Source organism: Streptomyces sp. NBC_01224 (assembly GCF_036002945.1).
In the GTDB taxonomy this organism is placed as follows: domain Bacteria; phylum Actinomycetota; class Actinomycetes; order Streptomycetales; family Streptomycetaceae; genus Streptomyces.
Genome location: NZ_CP108529.1, coordinates 1,050,221 through 1,076,698, shown reverse-complemented (window position 1 = coordinate 1,076,698; position 26,478 = coordinate 1,050,221). Strand labels below are relative to the sequence as shown.

Genomic DNA, 26,478 nt, shown 5'->3' with positions numbered 1-26,478 from the left:
GTTGACCGGGGTACCTTCCGCCCATGCCGACACGTGCGCGGGGCACCCGCTTGACGTACAGATCGCTGGTGGTGGCGGCCGTCGCCGCCCTGATGGCAGTCCTGCTCCTACCGGCAGGTGCACAGGGCGCGAGCCCTCGGAAGAGCGGGCCCGTGGCGAGCGGGCCCCTGGAGAGCAGCCCGGTCTATTCGTACGAGAACGCCGTGCGCGAATCCGTCTGGGTGGACACCGGACTGGACGGCGACGGGAACGGCAGGAGCGACCGCGTCGCCGTCGACATCGTCCGGCCGGGCGAACCCGCCCGACAGGGCCGGAAGATCCCCGTGATCATGGACGCCAGCCCGTACTACTCCTGCTGCGGCCGCGGCAACGAGAGCCAGCTGAAGACGTACGACGCCGATGGCCGACCGGTCCAGTTCCCCCTGTACTACGACAACTACTTCGTGCCGCGCGGCTACGCGTTCGTCGCCGTCGATCTGGCCGGAACCAATCGCTCCGACGGCTGCGTCGACGTCGGCGGCCGCTCCGACGTGCAGTCCGCCAAGGCAGTCATCGACTGGTTGAACGGCCGCGCCCGCGGATACACCACCCGCACCGGCGGCGAACGCGCCACGGCCGGCTGGTCCGACGGACGCACCGGAATGATCGGCAAGAGCTACGACGGCACCATCGCCAACGGTGTGGCCGCGACCGGCGTGGACGGGCTGCGGACCATCGTGCCGATCGGCGCCATCTCCTCCTGGTACGACTACTACTTCGCCCAGGGCGCGCCCCTCTACGACAGCGGCCCCGACTGGCTCTCCGGCTACGTGGAGAGCCCCGAGGCACGCGACCGCTGCGCCGCCGTGCAGCAGCAACTCGTCGACCAGGCGCCGCGCACCGGCGACCTGACGAAGCTGTGGAGCGACCGCGACTACGTGAAGGACGCCCGCAAGGTGCGGGCCAGCGTCTTCGCCGTACACGGCATGCAGGACCTCAACGTCCGCACCAAGCACCTCGGCCAGTGGTGGGACGCCCTCGCGGACCAGGGCGTGGAGCGCAAGATCTGGCTCTCGCAGACCGGACACGTCGACCCGTTCGACTACCGGCGCGCCGAGTGGGTCGACACGCTGCACCGCTGGTTCGACCACTACCTCCTCGGCTACGACAACGGCATCGACCGTGAACCGATGGCCGACATCGAACGGCACCCCGACCAGTGGTCCACCGACAGGGTCTGGCCGCCCCGCACCACGCACACCACCACCGTGCGTCCCGGCCCCGGCGACGCGCCCGGCGTCGGCACCCTCGCCCTGAAGCCCGCCCGCCCCGGCGCCACCGAGACGTTCACCGACGACCCGGCGCAGAGCGAGACGGAGTGGGCCGCAGACCTGGACCGGACCACGAGTGCCAAGACGGGATTCCGCACCGCGCCGCTCACCCAGGACCTGCGACTGGCCGGATCGTCCACGGTGACCGTCACCGCCACCCCGACCACATCGACCGCTCATCTCTCCGCGGTCCTCGTGGACATCGGCCCCGACACCATCCGCGACTACGGCTCGTCCGGCGAAGGCATCACCACCCTCACCGACCGCACCTGCTGGGGCGCGAGCACCGCCGGGGACAGCTCCTGCTTCAAGGAGACCCGGGCCAGGACGGCCGCCGTCGACCGGACCGTCCTCAGCCGCGGCTGGGCCGACCTCGGCACCTACGCCTCCGCCGGACACGGCCGCCCCCTCACCCCGGGCAGGGCCTACACGATCACCATCGATCTGGCGGCCACCGACCACGTCGTGCCGGCCGGACACCGCCTCGCCCTGATCGTCGCCGGCACCGACCGGGACCTCATCGACCCGCCGGACTCCGAGCCCACGCTCACCCTCGACCTGGCCCGTACGTCCGCGAAGCTGCCGTTCACCGGCGGCGCCGGAGCCTTCGTGCGAGCCACCGCGGGTTCCGCACCCGCGACAGCCACCCCCCGCGCAGTCCACTCCGAGGGCGTGACGCCACCGCGTCCCGCCCACCGCATCCCGGGAGGCAGCCGCTCATGACACCCCGTATCCCGACCGCCCGCGGGTCAGTCCGCCGCAACCTCGTCCTGACGGCAGCCGCCGCCGTCCTGGCCGTACCCCTGGTCACCGTGCCCGCCCAGGCCGCGCACACCCAGCCCCGGCCCCGTACCGGCTTCGAGATCAGCAACGGGGCTCGCTGGACCAGCCGGCCGGAGGAACAGTCCTTCCTGGCAACCGTCGACCGGGGCAGCGATCGGGTCTCCGTCGACCGGATCGGCACGACGAAGCAGGGCCGCCCACTCCAGCTCGTCCGGATCGGAAACCATCGCGCCAAGGCGAACACGATGCTGCTGATCTGCAGTCAGCACGGCAACGAACCGTCGGGTCGCGAAGCGTGTCTGACGACCATTCGCGATCTGGCCTACGCCCAGGACCGGTCGACCCGCGCCTTCCTCTCCCGTACCAATGTCCTCGTCGTGCCCACCGCCAACCCCGACGGACGCGCCGCGAACACCCGCGGCAACTCCGACGGCGTCGACATCAATCGCGACCACATCGCGCTGCAGACCGCCGAGGCCCGTGCCATGGCGGCGGTCATCCGCGACCGGAAGCCCGATGTGATCTACGACCTGCACGAGTACGGGGCCACCCCGCCGTACTACGACAAGGACCTCTTCGTCCTGTGGCCCCGGAACCTCAACGCCTCCGACCGGGTGCACGGCGAATCGCAGACCCTCGCCGAAGGGTACGTACGTCCCACCGCCAAGGAGGCCGGCTACAGCAGCGGCCTCTACGGCATCTGGACCGACCCGGTCACCGGCGACCCGATCAAACAGACCGCGGGCGACGGACAGGAGCGCATCCTGCGCAACACCTCCGGTATCAAGCACGCCGTCGGCCTGCTCATCGAATCCCGCGTCGACGCGCTCACCGACGCCGAGAAGGCCGACCCGGCACTCAACAGCCGACGCCGAGTGAACTCACAACTCGCCGCACTGGATGGCCTGTTCGCCTTCACCGAGGAGCGGCGGGGCCGGATCGAGGCCGCCACCGCCGCATCCCGCGCTGCGGGGCTCAAGGACCGCGGTCCCATCTATCTCGGCGGTGCCGACAACGAGTCACCCCAAGCCGGTCAGGTCCTTCAGGACCCGCCGTGCGGATACCGGCTCACCAAGACCCAGTTCGACGACATCAAGGACGAACTCGCCCTGCACGGCGTCACCTCCCGGCCCGACGGTGACGGAGCGTACGTACCGCTGCGGCAGTCGGCCCGGAATCTGATCCCGCTCCTCCTGGACGAGCGGGCGACATATCACCTCGCAAACGGTCAAGCCGATACTGCTTGTTGATCCCATGAGATGAGCGCCACGTGTAGCACTGACTGCGGAGAGTGAAATCACAGCTTCCGTGAAACGTGCCATTCGTGTCGCAGGACGAACAGAGAACGGGTGGCCGGGGGATCTGCCGGTGACGGCGGACCTCCCCGGTGACCCGGACCGGGACCGGCACCCCACGACCGACCGGGTGGTGTTCTCGGTCACCGCCGCCCTCACTCCCGCCTTCGTGATCTGGGGAGCCACCGCCACCGAATCGCTGGAGGACGTCTCCAGCTCCATGCTCAACACGGCCACCGAGCCCGCAGGACGAGTGACGACGACCGCCGCCCCCCACCATCCGCTCCCGCGCCCGCACCTGCTCTGCGAACTCTGCGAACCGTGACCGGCCGGGCTGCTCCGCCCTCCGTGGCCGCCGTTAGGATCGACACCCTGATGACTGCCACTCTCGTCGCCAAAGACCTCGCCGCCGGACACGGCGACCGCACACTCTTCGCCGGACTCGACCTCGTCGTCGCGCCCGGTGATGTGATCGGTCTCGTCGGTGTCAACGGCGCCGGTAAATCGTCCCTGCTCCGACTGCTCGCCGGACTCGACCGGCCGGAGGAGGGCGAGCTGCGGCTCTCCCCGCCCACCGCCACCGTCGGCCACCTCCCGCAGGAGCCGGAACGGCGTCCGCAGGAGACCGTGCGGGAGTTCCTGGCCCGCCGCACCGGCGTCGCCGACGCCCAGACCGCGATGGACGAGGCGACGCAGGCGCTCGTCGACGGGGCGCCGGGCGCGGACGACGCGTACTCCGAGACGCTGGAACGCTGGCTGGCTCTCGGCGGCGCGGACCTGGACGAGCGCGCCGAGGAGGTCGCCGCCGACCTCGGACTGACCGTCGGCCTCGACCTGCCGATGACCGCGCTCTCCGGAGGCCAGGCAGCCCGCGCGGGCCTGGCTTCCCTCCTGCTCTCCCGCTACGACATCTTCCTGCTCGACGAGCCCACCAACGACCTCGACCTGGACGGCCTGGAGCGGCTGGAGCGCTACGTCTCCGGGCTGCGCGCAGGCACGGTCGTCATCAGCCACGACCGCGAATTCCTGATGCGTACCGTCACCAAGGTCCTCGAACTGGACCTGGCCCAGCAGCAGATCAACCTGTACGGCGGCGGATACGCGGCCTATCTGGAGGAGCGCGAGCGGGCTCGCAGACATGCCCGTGAGGAGTTCGAGGAGTACGCCGACAAGCGCTCCGCCCTCGAAGGCCGCGCGCAGATGCAGCGCGGCTGGATGGACAAGGGCGTCAAGAACGCCCGCCGCAAGGCCACCGACAACGACAAGATCGGCCGCAAGTTCCGCAGCGAATCGAGCGAGAAGCAGGCCGCGAAGGCCAGGCAGACCCAGCGCATGATCGAACGGCTCGATGTCGTCGACGAGCCGCGCAAGGAGTGGGAACTGCGGATGGAGATCGCTGCCGCACCCCGCTCCGGCTCGGTCGTGGCAACACTCCGCGAAGCGCAGGCCGTACGCGGCGACTTCAGCTTCGGCCCGGCATCCCTGCAGATCGACTGGGCGGACCGGGTTGCCATCACCGGTGCCAACGGAGCGGGCAAGTCCACCCTCCTCGCCGCGCTTCTGGGCCGCCTGCCGCTGGATGCCGGGCACGCGACGCTCGGCTCGGGAGTGGTGGTCGGAGAGGTCGACCAGGCGCGCAAGCTGTTCCACGGCTCGGAGTCGCTCCTGGAGGCGTTCTGCGCGGCCGTCCCCGAAACCGAACCGGCTGAAGTCCGTACGCTGCTCGCCAAGTTCGGCCTGCGCGCGGACCATGTGATGCGTCCCGCGACGACACTCTCACCGGGCGAACGCACGAGGGCGGCGCTCGCCCTGCTCCAGGGCAGGGGCGTCAACCTCCTCGTCCTCGACGAGCCGACGAACCACCTCGATCTGCCCGCGATCGAGCAGCTGGAATCGGCGCTGGAGTCGTACACGGGGACGCTGCTGCTGGTCACGCACGATCGCCGAATGCTGGAAGCGGTACGGACGACGCGGCGCGTCGAGGTGGTGGACGGCAAGGTGAAGGAGCTGTGAGGGGCTCCTCAGGGATCTTCGGTCCGTCCGGCGTTTGAGGAGCGGGGTCCGAGGCAGAGCCACGGCTTCGGGAAGGGGCGGGTGGGGGAGGGAAGGGCCCCGCACAGTGGACCGCACCCCACCCACACCCACCCCCGACGTCAGCCCCTCTTACCGCCCTGCTTCGGATCCGCCAGCCCGGCCCGCCGCAACGCATCCGCCATCGCGCTGTTCACCGGCGCCGCCGCCGGTGCCGGACGGGCAGAGCCACCGCCACCGCCACCGCCACCGCGCCGGTCACGGTCCTGACCGCCCTGCCCCTGCCTCTGCCGCGGCGGCCGGCCACCCTGGCCACCACCCTGGCCGCCTCGCTCGCCCCGCTCCCGCCTGGGCCCGCCGCCCTGGGACGCGCCCCCCGCCGACGCCTCGTCGTCCAGCCGCAGCGTCAGCGAGATCCGCTTCCGCGGAATGTCGACATCCATGACCTTGACCTTCACGATGTCGCCCGGCTTCACGACGTCCCGCGGATCCTTCACGAAGGTGCGTGACATCGCCGACACGTGCACCAGGCCGTCCTGATGCACACCGATGTCCACGAACGCACCGAACGCCGCGACATTGGTCACGACGCCCTCCAGCACCATCCCCGACGCCAGATCACCGATCTTCTCGACGCCCTCCTTGAAGGTGGCCGTCTTGAACGCGGGGCGCGGGTCACGCCCCGGCTTCTCCAGCTCCTTCAGGATGTCGGTAACGGTCGGCAGACCGAATTTCTCGTCCACGAAGTCGTCGGCCCGCAGTGACCGCAGCACACTCGTGTTACCGATCAGCGAGGCGACGTCACTGCCGGTCCGCTTCACCATCGACCGGACCACCGGGTACGCCTCCGGGTGCACGCTCGACGCGTCCAGCGGATCGTCCCCCCGGATGCGCAGGAAGCCCGCGCACTGCTCGTACGCCTTCGGGCCCAGCCGCGCCACGTCCTTGAGTGCCTTGCGGGACCGGAACGGCCCGTTCGCATCACGGTGCGCGACAATGTTCTCGGCGAGCCCCGAGCCGATCCCCGAGACCCGTGAAAGCAGCGGCGCCGACGCGGTGTTGACGTCGACACCGACACCGTTCACACAGTCCTCGACGACCGCGTCCAGCGAGCGCGACAGCTTCACCTCGGACAGGTCGTGCTGGTACTGGCCGACACCGATCGACTTCGGGTCGATCTTCACCAGCTCTGCGAGGGGGTCCTGCAGCCGCCGCGCGATCGAGACGGCGCCGCGCAACGACACATCCATGTCGGGGAGCTCCTGCGAGGCGAAGGCCGAGGCCGAGTACACCGACGCGCCCGCCTCCGACACCATCACCTTGGTGAGCTTCAGCTCGGGGTGCTTGTCGATGAGTTCACCGGCGAGCTTGTCGGTCTCGCGGGACGCCGTACCGTTGCCGATCGCGATCAGGTCGACGGCGTGGGCCTTCGCCAGCTGCTCCAGCTTGGCCAGCGACTGGTCCCACTTGTTCGCCGGGACGTGCGGGTGGATGACATCCGTCGCGACGACCTTGCCGGTCGCGTCGACGACGGCGACCTTCACACCCGTGCGGAAACCGGGGTCGAGCCCCAGCGTGGCCCGAGTCCCGGCCGGCGCGGCAAGCAATAGATCGCGCAGGTTCGACGCGAAGACGCGTACCGCCTCGTCCTCCGCCGCCGTACGCAGCCGCAGCCGCAGATCGATACCGAGGTGCACCAGGATCCGGGTCCGCCAGGCCCAGCGCACGGTGTCGCCGAGCCACTTGTCGCCGGGGCGGCCGCGGTCGCTGACCCCGAAGCGCCGGGCGACCATGTTCTCGTACGTCGAAGGGCCGGGCGTCTGGGAGGGCTCCTCCGGCTCCATGACCAGGTCGAGCACGTCCTCCTTCTCGCCCCGCAGCATCGCGAGCACCCGGTGCGAGGGCAGCGCGGTGAACGGCTCCGCGAAGTCGAAGTAGTCGGCGAACTTCGCCCCCGCCTCCTCCTTGCCGTCCCGCACCTTGGCGGCCAGCCGCCCGCGCGACCACATGCGCTCACGCAGCTCACCGATCAGATCGGCGTCCTCCGAGAACCGCTCGGTGAGGATGGCGCGGGCCCCCTCCAGCGCGGCCGCACCGTCCGCGACACCCTTGTCGGCGTCGACGAAGGCGGCTGCGGCGGCGAGCGGTTCCACCGACGGGTCGCCGAGCAGGCCGTCGGCGAGCGGTTCGAGCCCCGCCTCCCTGGCGATCTGAGCCTTCGTGCGCCGTTTGGGCTTGAACGGCAGATAGATGTCCTCAAGGCGCGCCTTGGTGTCGGCGGCCCGGATCTGCGCCTCCAGCGCCTCGTCCAGCTTGCCCTGTTCGCGTACCGAGTCGAGGATCGCCGTACGACGGTCCTCCAGCTCCCGCAGATACCGCAGCCGCTCCTCGAGCGTGCGCAGCTGCGCATCGTCGAGCATCTCGGTCGCTTCCTTGCGGTAGCGCGCGATGAACGGCACGGTCGACCCGCCGTCGAGCAGCTCGACGGCCGCCTTCACCTGCCGTTCGCGTACGCCGAGCTCCTCGGCGATCCTGCCTTCGATGGACGTCGTCACGGTTCTACCGACTCGCCTTCTCGTACTGGCTGTGCTTACCGGGGCGGGGCCCCTTCGCCTGCATTGTGCCGGGTGGTCGGGCGCCGTGTCGCCCGACCACCCCACTTGTCCGCCGGTCGGCGGCTCAGCCCTTGCCGATCAGGTCGGCCGGGAATGCGCCCGCCGAGGCCGCCGTGAACAGGAATCCGCGCGCCAGCTCGGTCAGCCGAGCCACACCCTCCTCGCCCAGATGCTCGTACGGGGCCTGGTCCATCCGGTCCGTGGCGTCCTCCAGATCCGCCCGCAGCGCGACACCCGCCGCTGTCAATTCGCCCTCGCCGTCCAGGAGTCCACGCCCGCGCAGCCGCTCGGACGCCTCCTCCCAGTCGCTACGGCGCCAGCCGCGGGTGGCGAGGACCCAGCGCGGGGACATTCCCTTGCCGGTCGCCGTGTGGCTGACCAGGGCCTCCACCGGGTCGAGACCGGCAGCGAGGAGAGCTGCGAGATGGCCGTCGCCGCGGTGTTCGCGCAGCAGCGTCCCCGCGTGCCAGTACGCCAGATGCGGCTGCTCGGGCACCGGAAGATCGGCATGGGCGGCGTAGAGCGGCCGGGCGTGTCGGGTGCACGCCTCGGCGGCGCGGAGCGCCAGTCCGGCCGCCTCGGCCAATTCGGGGGAGGTGATGATCTCCTCGCCCAGCAGTCGGCGCAGCGTGGAGTCGGCTGCGCGCAGCCGGGCGTCCAGGACCGCCTGCGGCGAGGCGACGGACCATACGGCGGGCAGGTGCCGGGCGACGAGGTCGTGGTTGAAGTTGTAGAAGGCCGCGGTGACCGTGCCGGGGCCGACGGCGCCCAGAGCCGCCCCGCGCGCGGCGAAGTAGGCGGCGTTCGAGTCGTCGATGCCGAGCTCTCGGAGCTCCTTGCCGAGGTCGGGGGAGAAGTAGACGGTCGAGTGCAACGGGTTGATGGCGTTGTGGCAGCGGCGTCCGGCGCGCGGCGGCAGAGTAGTCATGCGAGAACGTTACCGACTGGTCGGTACGTCCCGTAACCCCGGGGCGACGCCCAATCCGTGCGAGCCCCGGCCTGGCAGAAAAGGTGGGCTTTTCGTCATTGCGGCCATGCTCCCGGTTGCCCAGGATGGCAGTCATGACGCAGCGATCCGTACTCGTCGTCCTCTTCGACGGCGTCCAGAGCCTCGATGTGACCGGCCCGGTGGAGGTCTTCGCCGGGGCCTCCCGCTTCCCCGGGGCCGGGTACGAACTGCGCACCGCCTCCCTCGACGGCGCTCCGGTCCGTACCAGCAGCGGCCTGACCCTCGTCCCGGACGGCGGCCTCGCCGACGCCGAACCGCCGCACACCCTCCTCGTCCCGGGCGGCGAGGGCACTCGAACCCCCGACCCGGCGCTCGTCGACTGGCTACGGGACCACGCCGCACACGCCGAACGGCTCGTCTCCGTCTGCACCGGTGCGCTGCTGCTCGCCGCGGCAGGACTGCTGGACGGGCATCGGGTGACCACGCACTGGACGGTCTGCGAGCACCTCGCCCGCAGCTACCCGGCGGTCGAGGTCGACCCGGACCCGATCTTCGTACGCGACGGCAGGCTGGCCACCTCCGCCGGAGTCACCGCCGGTATCGACCTCGCCCTCGCACTCGTCGAGGAGGACCACGGCAGGGACATCGCGCTCACCGTCGCCCGCCACCTGGTGGTCTTTCTGCGCAGACCCGGGAACCAGGCCCAGTTCAGCGTCCAGCTCACCGCCCAGACCGCCCGGCGCGAACCGCTGCGCGAGGTCCAGCACTGGATCACCGAGCACCCCGGCGACGATCTCTCCGTCGAGGCGCTCGCCGCCCGCGCCCGCCTCTCGCCCCGCCACTTCGCCCGCGCCTTCCAGGCAGAGACGGGCCTCACACCGGGCCGTTACGTCGACCGGGTACGCCTCGAACACGCCCGTCGGCTGCTGGAGGACACCACCGACGGCGTAACCGGCATCTCACGCGCCTGCGGCTACGGAACCCCGGAGGCCATGCGCCGCGCGTTCACCAAGGCCCTCGGCACGGCACCCGCCGAATACCGGCGACGCTTTTGGACCCAGCCCGCCATCGACTGACCGAACGAAAGGAACCCCCATGCAGATCGCCATCGTCCTCTTCGACCGCTTCACCTCACTCGACGCCGTGGGCCCCTACGAAATGCTCGCCCGCACCCCCGGCGCCGAGACCGTGTTCGTCGCCGAACGGACCGGACCAGTGCGCAACGACAACGGCAGCCTCGCGCTCGTCGCCGACAAGACCTTCGCCGACGTGCCTGCACCGGATGTGGTGGTCGTCCCCGGTGGCCCCGGCCAGAGCGACCAGATGGAGAACGAGGCGCTGCTCGGCTGGCTGCGCACGGCCGACGCCACCAGCACCTGGACCACGTCCGTCTGCACCCCCTCGCTGCTGCTCGCCGCGGCCGGACTGCTGAAGGGCCGCCGAGCCACGTCGCACTGGCTCGCGCTGGACATTTTGAAGAGCTTCGGCACGGACGCGACCGGCGAACGCGTCGTCTTCGACGGCAAGTACGTCACGGCAGCAGGCGTCTCCTCCGGCATCGACATGGGGCTCACCCTGCTCGGCCGGATCGCGAACGACGAGCACGCCATGGCCGTACAGCTGCTGACCGAGTACGACCCGCAGCCGCCGTACGACGCGGGCTCACCGGCGAAGGCCCCGGCGGCACTGGTCGAGGAGTTCCGCGGCAAGAGCCGCTTCATCCCTGAGCAGTAGCCGCGGGGGCGTCACGACCCCGTCGTCCAGGTGAAGCGCGGCGCGCGCCGCTCCAGGAACGCGGCGACACCCTCCGCGGTGTCGCCGCTGCGCCGCGCCTGCTCCGCCCAGTAGGCGTCCCGGTCCTCGCGGCCTGTGGCGAACTCCTTCGCTGCCGCCTGCGTCAGCTGCGAGCGCGCTGCCAGGGTCCGTACGTACGAGTCGACCCGCTTGTCCAGCTCACCGGCCGGCAGCACCTCGTCCACCAGACCGGTCCGCAGCGCCCGTGCGGTGTCGATCAGCTCGCCGGAGAACAGCAGATGCTTCGCGGCGGCCGGCCCGATCAGCGCCACCAGCCGCCGGGTCGACGACGCGGCGTACACGATCCCGAGCTTGGCCGGTGTCACGCCGAACGACGCACCCTCCTCGGCGAACCGCAGATCGCAGGCGGCCGCGAGCTGGCTGCCGCCGCCCACGCAGTAGCCGCGGACCGCCGCCAGCGTCGGCCTGGGGAAGGCGGCCAGCGCCTCCTCGGCCGCCACGGCGAGTGCCTGCGGATCGCCCGCCGGATCCCGGAGCGAGGAGATGTCCGCACCGGCACAGAAGGTGTCGCCGGCGCCCGTCAGCACGAGCACCCGGACCGCAGGGTCGGCGGCCAGCCGCTCCAGCAGAGCGGGCAGCGCGCTCCACATCGCGGCCGTCATCGCATTGCGTTTGGCGGGGTTGCTGATGACGACAGTGGCGACACCGCCCGCGACGGTGTGCTCCAGCCGGGGTTCCGTACGGTCCATGCGCCGGATGCTATCCGTACGGTTCGAACCTATGATCAAGAAGGGGTCGCCGAACAGGCACGCACCGTGAGGCGCTTCCCGTGGCCGATCCCGCAGTCGAGGGCAAGAAGCTGAGCCGCAGTTTCGGCTGGCTGGCGCTGCTCGGTGCCCTTCTCGTCGTGGCCGGGCTGGTCGGCCTCGTCTACACCGGGGTCGCGACACTCACCTCGATGCTCCTCTTCGGCCGGCTTCTGCTGATCGGCGGCCTCGTCGGGCTGCTCCACGCCGTCGAGTCCCGCGGCACCAACTACTTCTGGCTGGGCGTCGTGGTGGCCGCACTGAACATCGCTGCCGGAGAGCTGCCGGACGCGCACACCGGAGAGGATCAGGACCGGTCCAGGAGCTGATGGTTTCGAGCTTGTCCGGTCAAAACCTGTCGATAGAAGTCGACTTTTGTGCAGTAGCACGGTCTGGGCCAACTGCGCCCCGCACTCTGTACTCGACGTGCAGTCACCATCGAGTCGAGAGCGGGTACCGGACTATGGAGAGCCGCGGGAGTGTCCCCGCCCGGCCCGTGTCGTACGAGGGAGTCTGGCGGTTCACCGCCCCGGCCGTGGACGTCTCCGTACCGCAGGCCAGGCACGCTGTACGCGATCTGCTGAACCGCCAGGGCGTGCCGATGGACGACGACATCGCCGAGGGCCTGCTGCTCATCGTCTCCGAGCTGGTCACCAACGCCGTGAAGCATGCCGCGCTGCTCTCGCCGGAACTCGCCGTCGAGGTGGCCGTCGGCGCGGAATGGGTCAGAGTGTCCGTCGAGGACAACCACCCCTACCGTCCGACGGCCCTTGAGACGGACTACGCGCAGACCGGCGGGCGCGGCCTGCTCCTGGTCCGGGAGATCACCCGGGAAGCGGGCGGCGCCTGCGATGTGGAACACACCGCAGGCGGCGGAAAGATCATCTGGGCGGCACTGCCGCTGCGCCCGCAGCTCTGACCACCCGCATTCGCTGCGGCACCCGGTGCCCTCCGCTCGCTACCAGCCGGCGGACGGTCCGGTCAGCTCCCTGATCGCCGGTCGTGCGGCATCCAGCACGGTCATGAACCAGGCCGAGAACGGCGCCCGGGCATGCTGCTCGGTCAGCTCGTCGGCTGTCACGAACGCGGTCTCGCCGACTTCCTCCGGGTCCGGGTGCAACTGGTCCTGCGCCATTCCCACGAAGAGATGGTTGAACTCCTGCTCCACCAGGCCGGAGGCCGGGTCGGGGTGGTTGTAGCGGACCGTGCCCGCCTCCGCCAGCAGGGAGGGAGAGACCCCCAGCTCCTCGTACGTACGCCGGGCGGCGGCGGCGAAGGGCGCCTCACCCGGGTAGGGATGGCCGCAACAGGTGTTCGACCAGACACCGGGGGAGTGGTACTTGCCGAGCGCGCGGCGCTGCAGCAGCAGCCTGCCCTGCTCGTCGAAGAGGAACACCGAGAAGGCCCGGTGCAGTTGACCGGGCGGCTGATGGGCGGCGAGCTTCTCCGCCGTACCGATGGTGGTGCCGTTCTCATCGACCAGTTCGAGCATGATCGCTTCTGCTGTGCCGTTCGACGAGCTGTTCGCCGCGGTGGCTGGTGTGGTCGGCATACCCATCCTTCGCTATGGTCCCGGCCCCGTGCGCCGGTCCCGTCGAGTCCGCTCAAGTCTGCCGTACAAAAGCCGCTTGTCCGCACTTCGGGTCCTGGCATGTCCGGCCCGCCGCACCACGGGGGCACGGCGGGGCCGGACGGCACGTCAGACGCCGAAAGCCGCCGGGTAACGGATCGTGCCCTGCGGCACCGGCACGGAGTCGTCGAGCACCAGGGCCATCATCGCTTCGTCCGGGACGTCGAAGCCCGGCCGGATCCCGTACCGGGACGCCGGTACGAAACCGAACTTCGTGTAGTACTCGGGATGACCGAGTACCAGGACGAGCGACTCGCCCCGCAGCCGGGCCGCGTCGAGCGCGGCCCGCACCACGGCCTGTCCGGCACCCTGCCGCTGACGGTCCGGGGCCGTCGCCACCGGGGCCAGCGCGAGCGCCGGCGCGTCCCCGACCCGGCACCGGGTCAGCAGCGCGTACGCCGCGATGTCGCCGTCCGGGCCATCCAGCGCGACGTACCCGAGGCCGGGCAGCCAGGCCGCCGGATCGGTGCGCAGCGCGTCGACGAGAGTGGCTTCGTCCGGCGTCGGGAACGCGGCGGCGTTGACCGTGTGTACGGCCTCGATGTCCGCCGCCGTCTCCGGCCGGGTCGTCCAGCGTGGATCGGCGGGGCGCAGTACGTAGCAGGCGTAGCCGTACTCCGTACCGTGGTCGCGCCGCATGGCCAGCTCCTCGCGGCTCGCCGCGAGCGCCCACTCCATACCGGGAGCCGACGTGTCGGCGGCCTCGACACGCTCGGCGAGCGGGACGTAGTACTCGTCCCAGTCGCTGTCGGGCTGCACCCGAACCCCGAGGACGTGGTAGCCGGCCGCCACGGCTGCCGCGGTGTTGGCCGCCACGGGGCGCAGCGAGGTTTGCTGCTCCCAGAAGGCGCGGGCTTCGTCCGTCGGCGCGTCCGTCGTCCAGACGCACTCGCTGACGACGAGGGAGCCGCCCGGGGCGAGCAGCCGCTTCCAGTCACGCAGAGCGGTGTCGAAACCGATGATGTACGCGGCCCCCTCGGCCCAGACGAGATCGAACGACCCGTCCGGGAAGTCGGGACCGGAGAGCTCGGCCATGTCGGCCCGGACCGTATCGATACGGTCGCCGAGCCCACGGGCCTCGGCCGCCTCGCGCAATTCGTCGAGGAACGGCTCGTGGAGATCGACGGCGGTCACCTCGGCGCCCGCCTCGGCGGCGAGCAGCAGTGCGGCGCGGCCGGGCCCGCAGCCCAGATCCAGGACGCGCGGACGGCGCGGCAACGGGCCGGTGAGCCCCAGCAGCCGCCGGGTGGTGGCATCGGATCCGGGGCTCTGTCGGGGCAGCTTGTGGTGCAGGGAGAAGAACGCCTCGGAGCGGACGGCGTGATCATTGTCGGTCAACGTGGGAAACCCTTGTGTGTGAGGGCTCCGGCCAACGTGTCGACCCGGTGCGAGTCGGGCGCTAGCCGAGAACCCGGGAGATGAAGAGGGACCGGATGCTGCGCCGGACAGGCGCCGTCGCGGCGGTCATCAACCTCAGCTCCTCTCTCGGACACGGGGAGCCCCACACGCTCCGCCGAATACCCTACACGGCCCTGCTGAACGGCAGTTCAGTGACAGAGCTTGGCCTCGTGCTCGGCATGGCCGCTCGGCTCCAGCTGGAATGTGCAGTGCTCCACGTCGAAGTGGACACCGAGACAGCCCTGCAGTTCATGGAGGAGCTTCTCGTGACCGATCGAATCGAGCATGTCCTGGCGCACCACCACATGGGCGGAGAGCACCGGCATCCCCGACGTGATCGTCCAGGCATGCAGGTCATGGACGTCCAGTACTCCGGGCAGGGCGGTGATGTGGGCCCGTACCTCAGCCATGTCGACGCCCTTGGGCGCCGCCTCCAGCAGCACATTGAGCGTCTCTCTGAGCAGCTTCACCGTACGGGGGACGATCATCAGGCCGATCACCAGCGAGGCGATCGGGTCGGCGACCTGCCAGCCCGTGGCCAGGATGATTCCTGCCGAGATCAGCACGGCGAACGAGCCGAGCGTGTCCGCGAGCACCTCCAGATAGGCGCCGCGCACATTGATGCTGTCCTTCTGGCCCCGGAGCAGCAGCGACAGGGAGACCATGTTGGCGACCATGCCGACCAGGGCGAAGACGATCGTCAGTCCGCCCCTGGTCTCGGCCGGGGTGATGAAGCGCTGGATCGCCTCGAGGAGCAGAAAGCCGCCCACTCCGAGCAGCAGCAGACAGTTGGCCAGGGCGGCGAGGATCTCGGCGCGTGCGAAGCCGAAGGTTCGGTTGAGCCCGGCCGGCCGGTTGGCGAAGTGGATCGCCAGCAGTGCCATGCCCAGACCCAGGGCGTCGGTCGCCATATGGGCCGCGTCGGCGATCAGGGCGAGCGAGTCGGCGAGCAGCCCCCCGACGATCTCTATGACCATCACGGTGAGCGTGATGCACAGCGCGATCCGCAGCCGTCCCTTGTACGCGGCAGCTGCCGTGCCGGTGGGCGGTGGCCCGCCGTGTGTGTGCCCGTGGTCGTGCCCTGCCCCCATGGGGACGCCTCCCGGTCGTCGCGCGGACTCGGACACGATCTGCCCGAGCACTGCCAGTGAACTACGGGTGGGGGGTATCGGGCAACACGGCACTGAACACCGTTGTCATATGCCCTGACCTGCGGAAATGGCTGCAGGTCAGGGCTGTGGAGTGATCGCCGGCGGCTCAGTTGCCGCGCGCCTCGGGGTGGTGCAGGCACCAGCCCTGCCAGGCCGACTCGACCATCTCGCGCACCCCGCGCTGGGCCGTCCAGCCGAGCTCCTCGGACATCCGGACGGCGGACGCGACGGCCTTTGCCGCATCGCCGGGGCGGCGCGCCTCGATCTCCGGCTTCTCCGGCCGGCCACTGACCTCGCCCACCAGATCGGCGAGCTCACGCACCGAGACGCCCTCGCCGCGGCCGATGTTCACAGTCAGGTCCCCGGCGTCCTGCTCGGCCAGCCTCCGGGCGACGGCGAGATGCGCGTCGGCGAGGTCCGCGACATGGATGTAGTCGCGGATGCAGGTGCCGTCGGGTGTCGGATAGTCGTCACCGAAGATCCGGGGGGCCTCGCCGCGGGTCAGTCGGTCGAAGAACATCGGAATCACATTGAAGACACCGGTGTCCGACAGTTCCGGCGCGGCCGCTCCGGCCACGTTGAAGTAGCGCAGACAGCCGGTGGACAGGGAGTGTGCCCTCCCGGTCGCCCGGACCAGCCACTCCCCGGCGAGCTTCGTCTCACCGTACGGATTGATCGGAACACAAGGAGTGTCCTCGGTGACGAGTTCCACATCCGGTACGCCGTACACCGCGGCCGAGGACGAGAACAGGAAGCGCCGCACACCGGCGGCGACGACGGCCTCCAGGAGGACGGTCAGCCCGGCCACGTTCTCCCGGTAGTACAGCAGCGGCTTCCCGACGGACTCGCCGACCTGCTTCTTCGCTGCGAGATGCACCACACCGCTCACGTCGTACTGAGCCAGCACCCGGTCGAGCAGCGCACGGTCGGCGGCCGAGCCCCGGATCAGCGGAACATCTGCCGGGAGCCGCTCGACGACACCGGTCGAAAGGTCGTCGAGGACGACCACCCGCTCACCGGCACCCACCATGGACCGCACTACATGTGCACCGATATATCCCGCTCCGCCTGTGATGAGCCATGTCATGCGGGTCAGCCTAGGTGTATGCCATCGCGTTTTGTCAGCCGAGGCGGGGATCGACGATGATGATCGCGGACGGCGCCGCATGTTGCCGGTCCACCCCGAACGGAGCACAAACAGGCAGTGAACTCCCGCTTCCGTTCATCCGATAGCCTCTGCCGACGTGCCGCCGGCCCGCTTGTGGGCCGCACTGTCGCGCGCCGGCCCCGTCAGCACCAAGGAGTGAGTTCGTCTGTCGACCGCCATCCTCACCGGTGCACCGGTACCCGGATCGTCGCTCGTGGACGATCTGCGGTCACTGGGCTTCGACGTACAGATCGCCGCCGATGTGACCGAGGCCGCACAGCTGCTCTCGGCCGTCCCCGCCGACCGCCGCGTCGCACTGGTCGACCCCCGTTTCGTCGGCCATGTCCATGCCCTCCGGCTGGGGCTGACCGACCCACGCTTCCCCGCCGCCACCGTGACCGGTGCGCTCACCGCGCAGCCGGAGGCGCGCCCCGCGCTCGTCCGCGCCCTGAACACCGCCGCCGCGGGCGTCCCGGCCGGGCCGGGCGCGACCACGACGACGGTCACCGACCGCACCGTGCCGGGCCGCCTCGCCGTCACCATGGACGCCGAAGGCACCGCTGTGCAGCGCCCCGAGCTCGGCTCGCTGGTCGCCGCCGTCCCGGTCGACGAGTCCGCGCGCACCACCGCGCAGAGCGCCGTCGCCGCAGTCGACGACGAGGCGGTACGGCTGCGCAGCGCCGTGAAGGCCCACGACGGCTTCTTCACCACGTTCTTCATCAGCCCGTACTCCCGCTACATCGCCCGCTGGTGCGCCCGCCGCGGTCTCACTCCGAACCAGGTCACCACCGCATCCCTGCTCACCGCGCTGGTCGCGGCGGGCAGCGCGGCGACCGGCACCCGCGGCGGCTACATCGCCGCCGGACTGCTGCTGCTCTTCTCCTTCGTCCTGGACTGCACCGACGGGCAGCTCGCCCGTTACTCGCTGCAGTACTCGACGATGGGTGCGTGGCTGGACGCCACCTTCGACCGGGCCAAGGAGTACGCGTACTACGCGGGCCTCGCGCTCGGCGCCGCCCGCGGCGGTGACGACGTATGGGCACTGGCCCTCGGCGCGATGGTGCTCCAGGCCTGCCGCCATGTCATCGACTTCTCGTTCAACGAGGCGAACCATGACGCGGTGGCCAATTCGAGCCCCACGGCAGCCCTCTCCGACAGGCTCGACAGTGTCGGCTGGACGGTCTGGCTGCGCCGGATGATAGTGCTGCCGATCGGCGAGCGCTGGGCGATGATCGCGGTACTGACCGCGGTGACCACGCCCCGGATCGTCTTCTACGCCCTGCTCATCGGCTGCGCCTTCGCGGCCTGCTACACCACCGCGGGCCGCCTGCTGCGCTCGCTGACCCGCAAGGCGGAGCGCACCGACCGCGCCGCCCGGGCACTCGCCGACCTGGCCGACTCCGGTCCCATTGCCCAGATCGTGGCGGTACGGGGCCCCCGGATCAGGGGCGCCTGGAGCGCACCTGTGATCGCGCTCGTCGGCGCCGGTGCACTGATCGCCGCGGCTGTGCAGCAGCCGTTCGGCAGCAAGCAGATGATCTTCGCCGCGGTGTTCTACGCGATCTGCTCGGGTATAGCCGTGGCCCGCCCCCTCAAGGGCGCCCTCGACTGGCTCGTACCCCCGATATTCAGGGCGGCGGAGTACTGCACCGTCCTCGTTCTTGCCGCGCGCAGCGATGTACCGGGAGCCCTTCCGGCAGCCTTCGGGCTGGTCTCGGCCGTCGCCTACCATCACTACGACACGGTGTACCGCATTCGCGGCGGCACCGGCGCGCCGCCCCAGTGGCTGGTACGCACGATCGGTGGGCACGAGGGCCGCACTCTGGTGGTGGCCGTACTCGCCGCCGTACTCACTCGGCATTCAGCGTTCACCGTGGCACTCACCGCTCTCGCGGTGGCTGTGGCACTGGTGGTGCTCGTGGAGTCCATCCGCTTCTGGGTGTCCTCCGGAGCACCCGCCGTACACGACGAAGGAGAACCCGCATGATCGGCCTCGTACTGGCAGCCGGTGCAGGACGGCGTCTGCGCCCCTACACCGACACGCTCCCGAAGGCTCTCGTGCCTGTCGATGGCGAGAAGACGGTCCTGGACCTGACGCTGGCGAACTTCGCGGAGATCGGCCTCACCGAGGTCGCCGTCGTCGTCGGCTACCGCAAGGAAGCCGTGTACGACCGCAAGGCGGAGCTCGAGGCGAAGTACGGCGTGACCCTCACCCTGATCGACAACGACAAGGCCGAGGAGTGGAACAACGCCTACTCCCTGTGGTGCGCCCGTGACGTCCTGACGCGCGGCGTCATCCTGGCCAACGGCGACACCGTCCACCCGGTCTCCGTCGAGAAGACCCTGCTCGCCGCCCGGGGCAACGGCCAGAAGATCATCCTCGCCCTCGACACGGTGAAGCACCTCGCCGACGAGGAGATGAAGGTCATCACCGAGGGCGACAAGGGTGTGCGACGCATCACCAAGCTGATGGACCCGGCCACCGCGACCGGTGAGTACATCGGTGTCACCCTCATCGAACCGGAGGCCGCCGCGGAGCTCGCCGACGCCCTGAAGGCGACGTATCTGCGCGACCCCGACCTCTACTACGAGGACGGCTACCAGGAGCTCGTGAACCGCGGCTTCACCGTTGACGTGGCCCCCATCGGCGAAGTGACGTGGGTCGAGATCGACAACCACGACGACCTCGCGAAGGGCCGTGAGATCGCGTGCCAGTACTGACCCGGCTCATCCCGTCCCCGGTCGTCGTCGACATCCGCCGCGGCGCCCTGGACGATCTGGCCGGTCTCCTCGCCGACCAGCGGATCTCCGCCTCCGGCAAGCTCGCCGTCGCGATCAGCGACGGTTCGGGGCGCGCCCTGCGCGAGCGGCTGGCCCCCGCGCTGCCCGGCGCCCACTGGTACCCGGTCACCGACGGCACCCTCGACTCGGCCGTCAAGCTCGCCGACGACATCAAGGGCAACCGGTACGACGCCGTGGTCGGCCTCGGCGGCGGCAAGATCGTCGACGTGGCGAAGTACGCCGCGGCGCGCGTCGGCCTGCCCATGGTCGCCGTGGCGACGAACCTCGCCCACGACGGTCTCTGCTCGCCGGTCGCGACACTGGACAACGACAACGGCCGGGGCTCCTACGGAGTACCCACCCCGATCGCCGTCGTCATCGACCTCGACATCGTCCGCGAGGCACCGGCCCGCTTCGTGCGCTCAGGCATCGGCGACGCGGTCTCCAACATCTCCTGCGTGGCCGACTGGGAACTCGCCCACGCGGTCAACGGCGAGGAAATCGACGGACTCGCCGCGGCCATGGCCAGGCAGGCCGGCGAGGCGGTGCTGCGCCATCCCGGCGGGATCGGCGACGATGCCTTCCTCAAGGTGCTGGCCGAGGGCCTCGTGCTGACCGGCATCTCGATGTCGGTCGCCGGGGACTCCCGGCCGGCCTCGGGCGCCTGCCACGAGATCAACCACGCCTTCGATCTGCTGTACCCCAAGCGTGCGGCGAGCCACGGCGAGCAGGTCGGCCTCGGCGCCTGCTTCGCCATGCATCTGCGCGGTGCGCGCGAGGACTCGCTGCTCATGGCGGTCACCCTGCGCCGCCACGGACTGCCCGTCCTGCCCGAAGACATCGGTTTCACCGCCGACGAGTTCGTCCAGGCCGTCGACTACGCCCCGCAGACCCGCCCGGGACGCTTCACGATCCTGGAACACCTCAACCTGTCCACCGACCAGATCAGGGACGCGTACGCCGACTATGCCAAGACCATCAGTAGCTGAACTCCGCCCGGTCGTTCACCCGGACGGAGTGAAGGACCGGCGCAGCGGTGAGCACTGGGCCGGGCGCATGTACATGCGGGAGATCTCGCTGCACATAGACCCGTACCTGGTGAACACGAAGATCACGCCGAACCAGCTCACCTACCTCATGGTGGTCGTGGGTGTCATAGGTGGCGCCGCCCTGCTGGTCCCGGGGCTGACCGGCGCGATCCTCGCGGTCGTGCTGTTCCAGATCTATCTTCTGCTCGACTGCGTCGACGGAGAGGTCGCCCGCTGGCGCAAGCAGACCTCGATCACCGGTGTCTATCTCGACCGGATAGGCCACTACCTCTGCGAGGCGGCCCTCCTGGTCGGCTTCGGCATCCGGGGTGCGGACGTCTTCCACCAGAACGGCACCTCGACCAACTGGCTGTGGGCGTTCCTCGGGACGCTCGCCGCGCTCGGCGCGATCCTGATCAAGGCCGAGACCGACCTGGTCGACGTCGCCCGTCAGCGCAGCGGACTGCCCGCCGTCAAGGACGAGGCGTCCGTGCCGCGCTCCTCCGGTCTGGCGCTCGCCCGCCGCGCCGCTGCCGCGCTGAAGTTCCACCGTCTCGTCGGCGGCATCGAGGCCAGCCTCTTCATTCTGGTGGCCGCGATCCTCGATGTGGTCCACGGCGACCTGTTCTTCAGCCGCCTCGGCATCGCGATCCTGGCCGGCATCGCCATCGTCCAGACCCTCCTGCACCTCGTGTCGATCCTGGCGTCGAGCAGGCTGAAGTGAGCACCCCCATGAAGCTCGGCGCGGTCATCATCACGATGGGCAACCGTCCCGAAGAGCTGCGCGCCCTCCTCGATTCGGTCGCCAAGCAGGACGGCGACCGAATCGAAGTGGTGGTCGTCGGCAACGGCGCCCCCGTACCGGAGGTCCCCGCGGGCGTACGCACCGTCGAGCTGCCCGAGAACCTCGGCATCCCGGGCGGTCGCAACGTCGGGATCGAGGCCTTCGGCCCGTCCGGCGCCGATGTGGACGCTCTGCTCTTCCTCGACGACGACGGACTGCTGCCGCTCACGGACACCGCCGAGCTGTGCCGGCAGGCGTTCGAGGCCGATCCCGAGCTGGGCATCATCAGCTTTCGTATCGCCGACCCCGACACGGGCGTCACCCAGCGCCGCCATGTGCCGCGGCTGCGTGCCGCCGATCCGATGCGCTCCTCGCGCGTGACGACCTTCCTCGGTGGCGCCAACGCCGTACGCAGCAAGGTCATCGCCGAGGTCGGGCCGCTGCCCGGCCAGTTCTTCTACGCGCACGAGGAGACCGATCTCGCCTGGCGGGCACTGGACGCCGGCTGGATGATCGACTACCGCGCGGACATGGTTCTCAACCACCCGACGACCGCCCCGTCGCGGCACGCGGTGTACCACCGCATGGTGGCCCGCAACCGGGTCTGGCTTGCCCGGCGCAATCTGCCGGCGCCGCTGGTCCCCGTCTACCTCGGCGTGTGGCTGCTGCTGACCCTGCTGCGCAAGCCCTCCGGCCCGGCTCTCAAGGCATGGTTCGGCGGCTTCCGGGAAGGCTGGTCCACGCCGTGCGGAACCCGCCGTCCGATGAGGTGGCGCACGGTATGGCGGCTGACCAGACTCGGCCGCCCTCCCGTGATCTGAGAGGCTCTCCTCTGAGACCATGAGTCGTACGTTTTCTCCACGGGACCTGTCCGCTCCGAGCCGCGCCCGCGACTGGCTGCGCATCCTGAATACGAGAGTTTCATCTGGTGAGTGACACAACCCATGATGGTGCGGTCGCACTGAGCACCCCACCATCCGCCGACGACGGCCTGAGCGCGGCCGAGATGGCCACCAAGTACGGCCTGACGGTGAGCGGCGCCCGGCCAGGGCTCTTCGAGTACATCCGGCAGCTCTGGGGCCGACGCCACTTCATCATGGCGTTCTCCAGGGCGAAGCTGACCGCCCAGTACAGCCAGGCGAAGCTCGGCCAGCTGTGGCAGGTGGCCACACCGCTGCTCAACGCCCTGGTCTACTACCTGATCTTCGGGCTGATCCTGGGTACCAGGAAGGGGATGACCCAGGAGGTCTTCATCCCGTTCCTGGTGACCGGTGTCTTTGTCTTCACCTTCACCCAGAGCTCGGTGATGGCGGGTGTGCGGGCCATCTCCGGCAACCTCGGACTGGTCCGGGCGCTGCACTTCCCGCGCGCCTCGCTGCCCATCTCGTTCTCGCTGCAGCAGCTCCAGCAGCTGCTGTTCTCGATGATCGTGCTCGCGGTCGTGGCCGTCGCCTTCGGAAGCTATCCGGGTCCCTCCTGGCTGCTGATTCTCCCGGCGCTGGTGATGCAGTTCCTCTTCAACACCGGCCTGGCGATGATCATGGCCAGGCTCGGCAGCAAGACCCCCGACCTCGCCCAGCTGATGCCGTTCGTGATGCGGACCTGGATGTACGCGTCGGGCGTCATGTTCTCCATTCCGGTGATGCTCAAGGACAAGCCGGACTGGATCGCCAACGTGCTCCAGTACAACCCGGCGGCCATCTACATGGACCTGATCCGCTTCGCGCTCATCGACGGCTACGGCTCGGAGAACCTGCCGTCGCACGTCTGGGTCGTGGCGCTCGCCTGGGCGGTCCTCGTCGGCGTCGTGGGCTTTGTGTACTTCTGGAAGGCAGAGGAACGGTACGGCCGTGGCTGACGACAACACTTCGGGGCGCGTCCCCACCGTCATCGCCGACGATGTGCACATCGTGTACCGGGTCAATGGCGCGGGCGGAGGCAAGGGCAGCGCCACTGCGGCGCTGAGCCGGATATTGCGCCGCGGCAAGGGCGAGTCGCGCGGTGTGCGGAAGGTGCACGCCGTCCGCGGAGTCTCCTTCACCGCCTACCGAGGCGAGGCCATCGGCCTGATCGGGACCAACGGCTCCGGCAAGTCGACCCTGCTGCGGGCCATCGCCGGTCTGTTGCCGACCGAGCACGGCAAGGTGTACACGGACGGCCAGCCGTCGTTGCTCGGTGTGAACGCGGCGCTGATGAGTGATCTGACCGGCGAGCGCAACGTGGTGCTCGGCGGTCTCGCGATGGGTATGTCGCGCGAGGAGGTCCGCGAGCGCTACCAGGGCATCGTCGACTTCTCCGGCATCAACGAGAAGGGCGACTTCATCACCCTTCCGATGCGGACGTACTCCTCCGGTATGGCCGCCCGGCTGCGTTTCTCCATCGCCGCCGCGAAGAACCACGACGTCCTCATGATCGACGAGGCGCTGGCGACCGGAGACCGCAAGTTCCAGATCCGCTCCGAAAAGCGCATCAGGGAGCTCCGCAAGGAAGCGGGCACCGTCTTCCTGGTCAGCCACAGCAACAAGTCCATCAGGGACACCTGCGACCGGGTGCTGTGGCTGGAAAAGGGCGAGCTGCTGATGGACGGACCGACGGACGAGGTCCTCAAAGCCTACGAGCGTGAGACCGGGAAATAGCCACTCCCGGGGCCCGTGACACCGAGGTGGCCTCTGCCGGAACTCCGGCGGAGGCCACCTCGTGTCCGGATCGTGGACTCCCGGCGGCGCCCACCACCCCCGGCTGTACGCGCTGCACAAGATCTCCTCCCGCCGGATGACGTCAATTTCCTTGCGCACGGGGAAGGTTGGCGGGGCAGGGTGCGTTGTTCTTCTGCGCGTAACACCCCGACGTATCGATGAGCGTTGTACAACGTAAGCTGTAGCGGTGCTGATTCGTTGCAAGTGGGGCGATAGTGCCTGGCCATACGGCCTGGCGGCGTGCCCCGCACTCGGTAGAGCGGGCGGCGTGTCCGGAATGGGATGTTTTAGGTCAGCAGTGTAGAACGGGAGATGTGACGGCTATGACGGAAAATCTCCAGCTCCGAGGTGCTCACGCCGTCCCAGCGCCGGGCGGTCGGTGGTGACCCGTACCCAGCAGGCGCACCCCGATGCGGCCGTGCCCAGCACCCTCGACAAGGCCGCGGACGAGAATTTCCCCGTAGCCCCCTTCTTTCTGCCGCGCGCCTGGCGCGACGACCTGATGGCCGTCTACGGCTACGCCCGTCTCGTCGACGACATCGGCGACGGCGATCTCGCCCCCGGCGGCGCGGACGCCCGCCATCTCGGGCTCGACCCGGCGCAGACCGAGGACCGGCTCGCCATGCTCGATGCCTTCGAGGCCGATCTGCACCGGGTCTTCGGCACCGCGGGCGACGGCCCGCGCCACCCCCTGCTGCGTGCCCTGCGCCCCACCGTGCGGCGTTGCGCGCTCACTCCCGATCCCTTCCTCGGCCTCATCGAGGCGAACCGGCAGGACCAGAAGGTCCGCCGCTACGGGACGTACGAGGACCTCGTCTCCTACTGCGAGCTCTCCGCCAACCCCGTGGGCCGACTTGTCCTGCAGATCACCGGAACAGCCAGCCCCGAACGCATCCGCCGCTCCGACGCCGTCTGTACGGCCCTGCAGATCGTCGAGCACCTCCAGGACGTCGCCGAGGATCTCGGCTGCGACCGGATCTATCTGCCCGCGGACGACATGGCCCGGTTCCATGTCCGCGAAACAGATCTGGCCGCCCCGTCGGGGGGCGCATCGGTGCGTTCACTGGTTGCGTACGAAGCAGAACGCGCTCGGGAACTGCTGAATGAAGGCACCCCCCTGGTGGGTAGCGTCCACGGCAGGCTCAAGCTGCTTCTCGCCGGATTCGTGGGAGGGGGGCGTGCCGCCCTCACCGCGATCGCGGCCGCCGGGTTCGACGTACTGCCCGGACCGCCCAAGCCCACCAAGCCCAGCCTGCTGCGCGAAGTGGGAGTTGTCTTGCGAAGAGCGCGTAGAGAGGGGTGAGCCGGACCGTGGAGGGACAGACGACGTATATGTCGGCACCGGTACAGGCCGCATACAGTTACTGCGAGGCGGTCACCGGACAGCAGGCGCGTAACTTCGCGTACGGCATCAGGCTGCTGCCGGCCGAGAAGCGACAGGCCATGTCGGCGCTGTACGCCTTCTCCCGTCGTGTCGACGACATCGGTGACGGCGAGTTGGAGCCGGAGACCAAGCGGACCCGCCTGGAGAGCACCCGCACACTGCTGGACCGGATCCGCAACGGCGTGATCGACGAGGACGACACCGACCCGGTGGCCGTCGCGCTCGCCGACGCCGCGCGCAGATTCCCGCTCCCGCTCGGCGGGCTCGACGAACTCATCGACGGCGTGCTGATGGATGTGCGCGGTGCGACGTACGAGACCTGGGACGATCTCAAGGTCTACTGCCGCTGTGTCGCGGGCGCCATCGGCCGTCTCAGCCTGGGCGTCTTCGGTACGGAACCGGGCGCTCCCGGCGCCGACCGGGCCGCGGAGTACGCCGACACGCTCGGCCTCGCGCTCCAGCTGACCAACATTCTGCGCGACGTACGCGAGGACGCGGGCAACGGGCGTACATATCTGCCCGCCGACGACCTCGCCAAGTTCGGCTGCTCGGCCGGCTTCCACCGGGCCACCCCGCCGCCCGGCGCCGACTTCGCCGGCCTGGTCCACTTCGAGGTACGGCGTGCCCGTGCCCTGTTCGCCGAGGGATACCGGCTGCTGCCGATGCTGGACCGGCGCAGCGGTGCCTGTGTCGCGGCCATGGCGGGCATCTACCGGCGGCTACTCGACCGGATCGAGCGCGACCCCGAGGCGGTGCTGCGCGGCCGGGTCTCGCTGCCCGGCCACGAGAAGGCGTATGTCGCGGTGCGTGGACTGTCGGGCCTCGACGCGCGATACATTTCCCGCCGCACGTCCAGGGGGCGTGTCTGATGCGCCGTACGAACATCTCACGAAACATGTGCATCACGGTGAGTCGCTTCGGTCAGTGGTCAACCC

At 69.8% G+C, this 26,478-nt stretch carries 23 protein-coding genes and 1 pseudogene; 17 read left to right on the top strand and 7 right to left on the bottom strand.

Annotated elements, in window-relative coordinates; genetic code table 11:
* The first annotated feature begins 23 nt into the window (after window positions 1-23).
* The 4 genes from OG609_RS04755 (at window position 24) to OG609_RS04740 (ending at window position 5,401) form a co-directional block, all read left to right on the top strand.
* Window positions 24-2,033 carry a Xaa-Pro dipeptidyl-peptidase gene (locus tag OG609_RS04755; protein WP_327271606.1) on the top strand — a complete coding sequence of 670 codons (2,010 nt, stop codon included), beginning with the start codon at window positions 24-26 and terminating at the stop codon, window positions 2,031-2,033.
* On the top strand, window positions 2,030-3,343 hold the full coding sequence (locus OG609_RS04750; RefSeq protein ID WP_327271605.1) for a M14 family metallopeptidase: 1,314 nt from the start codon (window positions 2,030-2,032) through the stop codon (window positions 3,341-3,343). The genes OG609_RS04755 and OG609_RS04750 overlap by 4 nt, the downstream gene beginning before the upstream one ends.
* A 118-nt stretch (window positions 3,344-3,461) precedes the next feature.
* Complete coding sequence (locus OG609_RS04745) at window positions 3,462-3,713, top strand: hypothetical protein (RefSeq protein ID WP_327271604.1); 252 nt, start codon at window positions 3,462-3,464, stop codon at window positions 3,711-3,713.
* 50 nt (window positions 3,714-3,763) lie between these two features.
* Complete coding sequence (locus OG609_RS04740) at window positions 3,764-5,401, top strand: ABC-F family ATP-binding cassette domain-containing protein (protein WP_327271603.1); 1,638 nt, start codon at window positions 3,764-3,766, stop codon at window positions 5,399-5,401.
* A gap of 140 nt (window positions 5,402-5,541) precedes the next feature.
* On the opposite strand, the gene OG609_RS04735 is transcribed toward OG609_RS04740, so the two are convergent.
* A complete protein-coding gene (locus OG609_RS04735) occupies window positions 5,542-7,974 on the bottom strand; it encodes a Tex family protein (protein WP_327271602.1) in 2,433 nt (810 codons plus the stop codon).
* A gap of 124 nt (window positions 7,975-8,098) precedes the next feature.
* Window positions 8,099-8,962, bottom strand: a complete 864-nt coding sequence (locus tag OG609_RS04730) for an SCO6745 family protein (protein WP_327271601.1) — start codon at window positions 8,960-8,962, stop codon at window positions 8,099-8,101.
* A 134-nt stretch (window positions 8,963-9,096) separates the two neighbouring features.
* Here OG609_RS04730 and OG609_RS04725 point away from each other — a divergent pair, with 134 nt between their 5' ends.
* Both OG609_RS04725 and OG609_RS04720 read left to right on the top strand, forming a co-directional pair.
* Window positions 9,097-10,059 (top strand): GlxA family transcriptional regulator, encoded by a 963-nt coding sequence (locus OG609_RS04725; RefSeq protein ID WP_327271600.1) that lies wholly within the window; start codon window positions 9,097-9,099, stop codon window positions 10,057-10,059.
* 19 nt (window positions 10,060-10,078) lie between these two features.
* Window positions 10,079-10,717, top strand: a complete 639-nt coding sequence (locus tag OG609_RS04720) for a DJ-1/PfpI family protein (RefSeq protein WP_327271599.1) — start codon at window positions 10,079-10,081, stop codon at window positions 10,715-10,717.
* Window positions 10,718-10,728: 11 nt separating this feature from the next.
* Here the strand turns inward: OG609_RS04720 and OG609_RS04715 are convergent, their stop codons facing one another.
* Window positions 10,729-11,487: an enoyl-CoA hydratase/isomerase family protein gene (locus OG609_RS04715; protein WP_327271598.1), complete on the bottom strand. Its 759-nt coding sequence runs from the start codon at window positions 11,485-11,487 to the stop codon at window positions 10,729-10,731.
* A gap of 80 nt (window positions 11,488-11,567) precedes the next feature.
* Here OG609_RS04715 and OG609_RS04710 point away from each other — a divergent pair.
* A pseudogene (locus OG609_RS04710) lies at window positions 11,568-11,840 on the top strand (DUF308 domain-containing protein); the annotation flags it as partial.
* 167 nt (window positions 11,841-12,007) lie between these two features.
* A complete protein-coding gene (locus OG609_RS04705) occupies window positions 12,008-12,463 on the top strand; it encodes an ATP-binding protein (RefSeq protein WP_327271597.1) in 456 nt (151 codons plus the stop codon).
* Between the two features lie 39 nt (window positions 12,464-12,502).
* Here OG609_RS04705 and idi read toward each other — a convergent pair whose 3' ends face one another.
* The 4 genes from idi to galE all read right to left on the bottom strand — a co-directional run bounded on the left by idi (window position 12,503) and on the right by galE (window position 16,810).
* Window positions 12,503-13,096 carry an isopentenyl-diphosphate Delta-isomerase gene (gene idi / locus OG609_RS04700; RefSeq protein ID WP_327271596.1) on the bottom strand — a complete coding sequence of 198 codons (594 nt, stop codon included), beginning with the start codon at window positions 13,094-13,096 and terminating at the stop codon, window positions 12,503-12,505.
* A gap of 147 nt (window positions 13,097-13,243) precedes the next feature.
* Complete coding sequence (locus tag OG609_RS04695) at window positions 13,244-14,512, bottom strand: bifunctional class I SAM-dependent methyltransferase/N-acetyltransferase (protein WP_327271595.1); 1,269 nt, start codon at window positions 14,510-14,512, stop codon at window positions 13,244-13,246.
* Window positions 14,513-14,721: 209 nt separating this feature from the next.
* Window positions 14,722-15,663 carry a cation diffusion facilitator family transporter gene (locus tag OG609_RS04690; protein ID WP_327271594.1) on the bottom strand — a complete coding sequence of 314 codons (942 nt, stop codon included), beginning with the start codon at window positions 15,661-15,663 and terminating at the stop codon, window positions 14,722-14,724.
* A gap of 166 nt (window positions 15,664-15,829) precedes the next feature.
* Window positions 15,830-16,810, bottom strand: coding sequence for a UDP-glucose 4-epimerase GalE (gene galE / locus OG609_RS04685; RefSeq protein WP_327271593.1), 981 nt, complete (start codon window positions 16,808-16,810; stop codon window positions 15,830-15,832).
* Between the two features lie 274 nt (window positions 16,811-17,084).
* Between galE and OG609_RS04680 the strand changes: the two genes are divergently transcribed.
* The 9 genes from OG609_RS04680 (at window position 17,085) to hpnD (ending at window position 26,412) form a co-directional block, all read left to right on the top strand.
* A complete protein-coding gene (locus tag OG609_RS04680) occupies window positions 17,085-18,857 on the top strand; it encodes a DUF5941 domain-containing protein (RefSeq protein ID WP_327271592.1) in 1,773 nt (590 codons plus the stop codon).
* Entirely contained in the window at window positions 18,854-19,591 is a 738-nt protein-coding gene (locus OG609_RS04675; protein ID WP_327271591.1) for a phosphocholine cytidylyltransferase family protein, read from the top strand. The genes OG609_RS04680 and OG609_RS04675 overlap by 4 nt, the downstream gene beginning before the upstream one ends.
* The gene (locus OG609_RS04670; protein ID WP_327271590.1) at window positions 19,579-20,640 is read left to right on the top strand and encodes an iron-containing alcohol dehydrogenase family protein; all 1,062 of its coding nucleotides are present in this window, start codon (window positions 19,579-19,581) and stop codon (window positions 20,638-20,640) included. The genes OG609_RS04675 and OG609_RS04670 overlap by 13 nt, the downstream gene beginning before the upstream one ends.
* The gene (locus tag OG609_RS04665; protein WP_327271589.1) at window positions 20,618-21,403 is read left to right on the top strand and encodes a CDP-alcohol phosphatidyltransferase family protein; all 786 of its coding nucleotides are present in this window, start codon (window positions 20,618-20,620) and stop codon (window positions 21,401-21,403) included. The genes OG609_RS04670 and OG609_RS04665 overlap by 23 nt, the downstream gene beginning before the upstream one ends.
* Before the next feature lie 8 nt (window positions 21,404-21,411).
* On the top strand, window positions 21,412-22,284 hold the full coding sequence (locus OG609_RS04660; protein WP_327277940.1) for a glycosyltransferase family 2 protein: 873 nt from the start codon (window positions 21,412-21,414) through the stop codon (window positions 22,282-22,284).
* Between the two features lie 107 nt (window positions 22,285-22,391).
* Window positions 22,392-23,321, top strand: coding sequence for an ABC transporter permease (locus OG609_RS04655; protein ID WP_327271588.1), 930 nt, complete (start codon window positions 22,392-22,394; stop codon window positions 23,319-23,321).
* Window positions 23,314-24,099: an ABC transporter ATP-binding protein gene (locus tag OG609_RS04650; RefSeq protein WP_327271587.1), complete on the top strand. Its 786-nt coding sequence runs from the start codon at window positions 23,314-23,316 to the stop codon at window positions 24,097-24,099. The genes OG609_RS04655 and OG609_RS04650 overlap by 8 nt, the downstream gene beginning before the upstream one ends.
* 442 nt (window positions 24,100-24,541) lie before the next feature.
* A complete protein-coding gene (gene hpnC / locus OG609_RS04645; protein ID WP_327271586.1) occupies window positions 24,542-25,462 on the top strand; it encodes a squalene synthase HpnC in 921 nt (306 codons plus the stop codon).
* Window positions 25,463-25,491: 29 nt separating this feature from the next.
* Window positions 25,492-26,412 carry a presqualene diphosphate synthase HpnD gene (hpnD, locus tag OG609_RS04640; RefSeq protein WP_327271585.1) on the top strand — a complete coding sequence of 307 codons (921 nt, stop codon included), beginning with the start codon at window positions 25,492-25,494 and terminating at the stop codon, window positions 26,410-26,412.
* Window positions 26,413-26,478 lie beyond the last annotated feature (66 nt).

Bases quoted from the DNA above. Each gene is read 5' to 3' on its own strand.
- OG609_RS04665 (WP_327271589.1), top strand. From the start codon at position 20,618: ATGCCAAGACCATCAGTAGCTGAACTCCGCCCGGTCGTTCACCCGGAC.
- hpnD (WP_327271585.1), top strand. From the start codon at position 25,492: ATGTCGGCACCGGTACAGGCCGCATACAGTTACTGCGAGGCGGTCACC.
- OG609_RS04730 (WP_327271601.1), bottom strand. From the start codon at position 8,962: ATGACTACTCTGCCGCCGCGCGCCGGACGCCGCTGCCACAACGCCATC.
- OG609_RS04675 (WP_327271591.1), top strand. From the start codon at position 18,854: ATGATCGGCCTCGTACTGGCAGCCGGTGCAGGACGGCGTCTGCGCCCC.
- OG609_RS04725 (WP_327271600.1), top strand. From the start codon at position 9,097: ATGACGCAGCGATCCGTACTCGTCGTCCTCTTCGACGGCGTCCAGAGC.
- OG609_RS04755 (WP_327271606.1), top strand. From the start codon at position 24: ATGCCGACACGTGCGCGGGGCACCCGCTTGACGTACAGATCGCTGGTG.
- idi (WP_327271596.1), bottom strand. From the start codon at position 13,096: ATGCCGACCACACCAGCCACCGCGGCGAACAGCTCGTCGAACGGCACA.
- OG609_RS04660 (WP_327277940.1), top strand. From the start codon at position 21,412: ATGAAGCTCGGCGCGGTCATCATCACGATGGGCAACCGTCCCGAAGAG.
- OG609_RS04705 (WP_327271597.1), top strand. From the start codon at position 12,008: ATGGAGAGCCGCGGGAGTGTCCCCGCCCGGCCCGTGTCGTACGAGGGA.
- galE (WP_327271593.1), bottom strand. From the start codon at position 16,810: ATGACATGGCTCATCACAGGCGGAGCGGGATATATCGGTGCACATGTA.
- OG609_RS04750 (WP_327271605.1), top strand. From the start codon at position 2,030: ATGACACCCCGTATCCCGACCGCCCGCGGGTCAGTCCGCCGCAACCTC.
- OG609_RS04690 (WP_327271594.1), bottom strand. From the start codon at position 15,663: ATGGGGGCAGGGCACGACCACGGGCACACACACGGCGGGCCACCGCCC.
- OG609_RS04715 (WP_327271598.1), bottom strand. From the start codon at position 11,487: ATGGACCGTACGGAACCCCGGCTGGAGCACACCGTCGCGGGCGGTGTC.
- OG609_RS04720 (WP_327271599.1), top strand. From the start codon at position 10,079: ATGCAGATCGCCATCGTCCTCTTCGACCGCTTCACCTCACTCGACGCC.
- OG609_RS04740 (WP_327271603.1), top strand. From the start codon at position 3,764: ATGACTGCCACTCTCGTCGCCAAAGACCTCGCCGCCGGACACGGCGAC.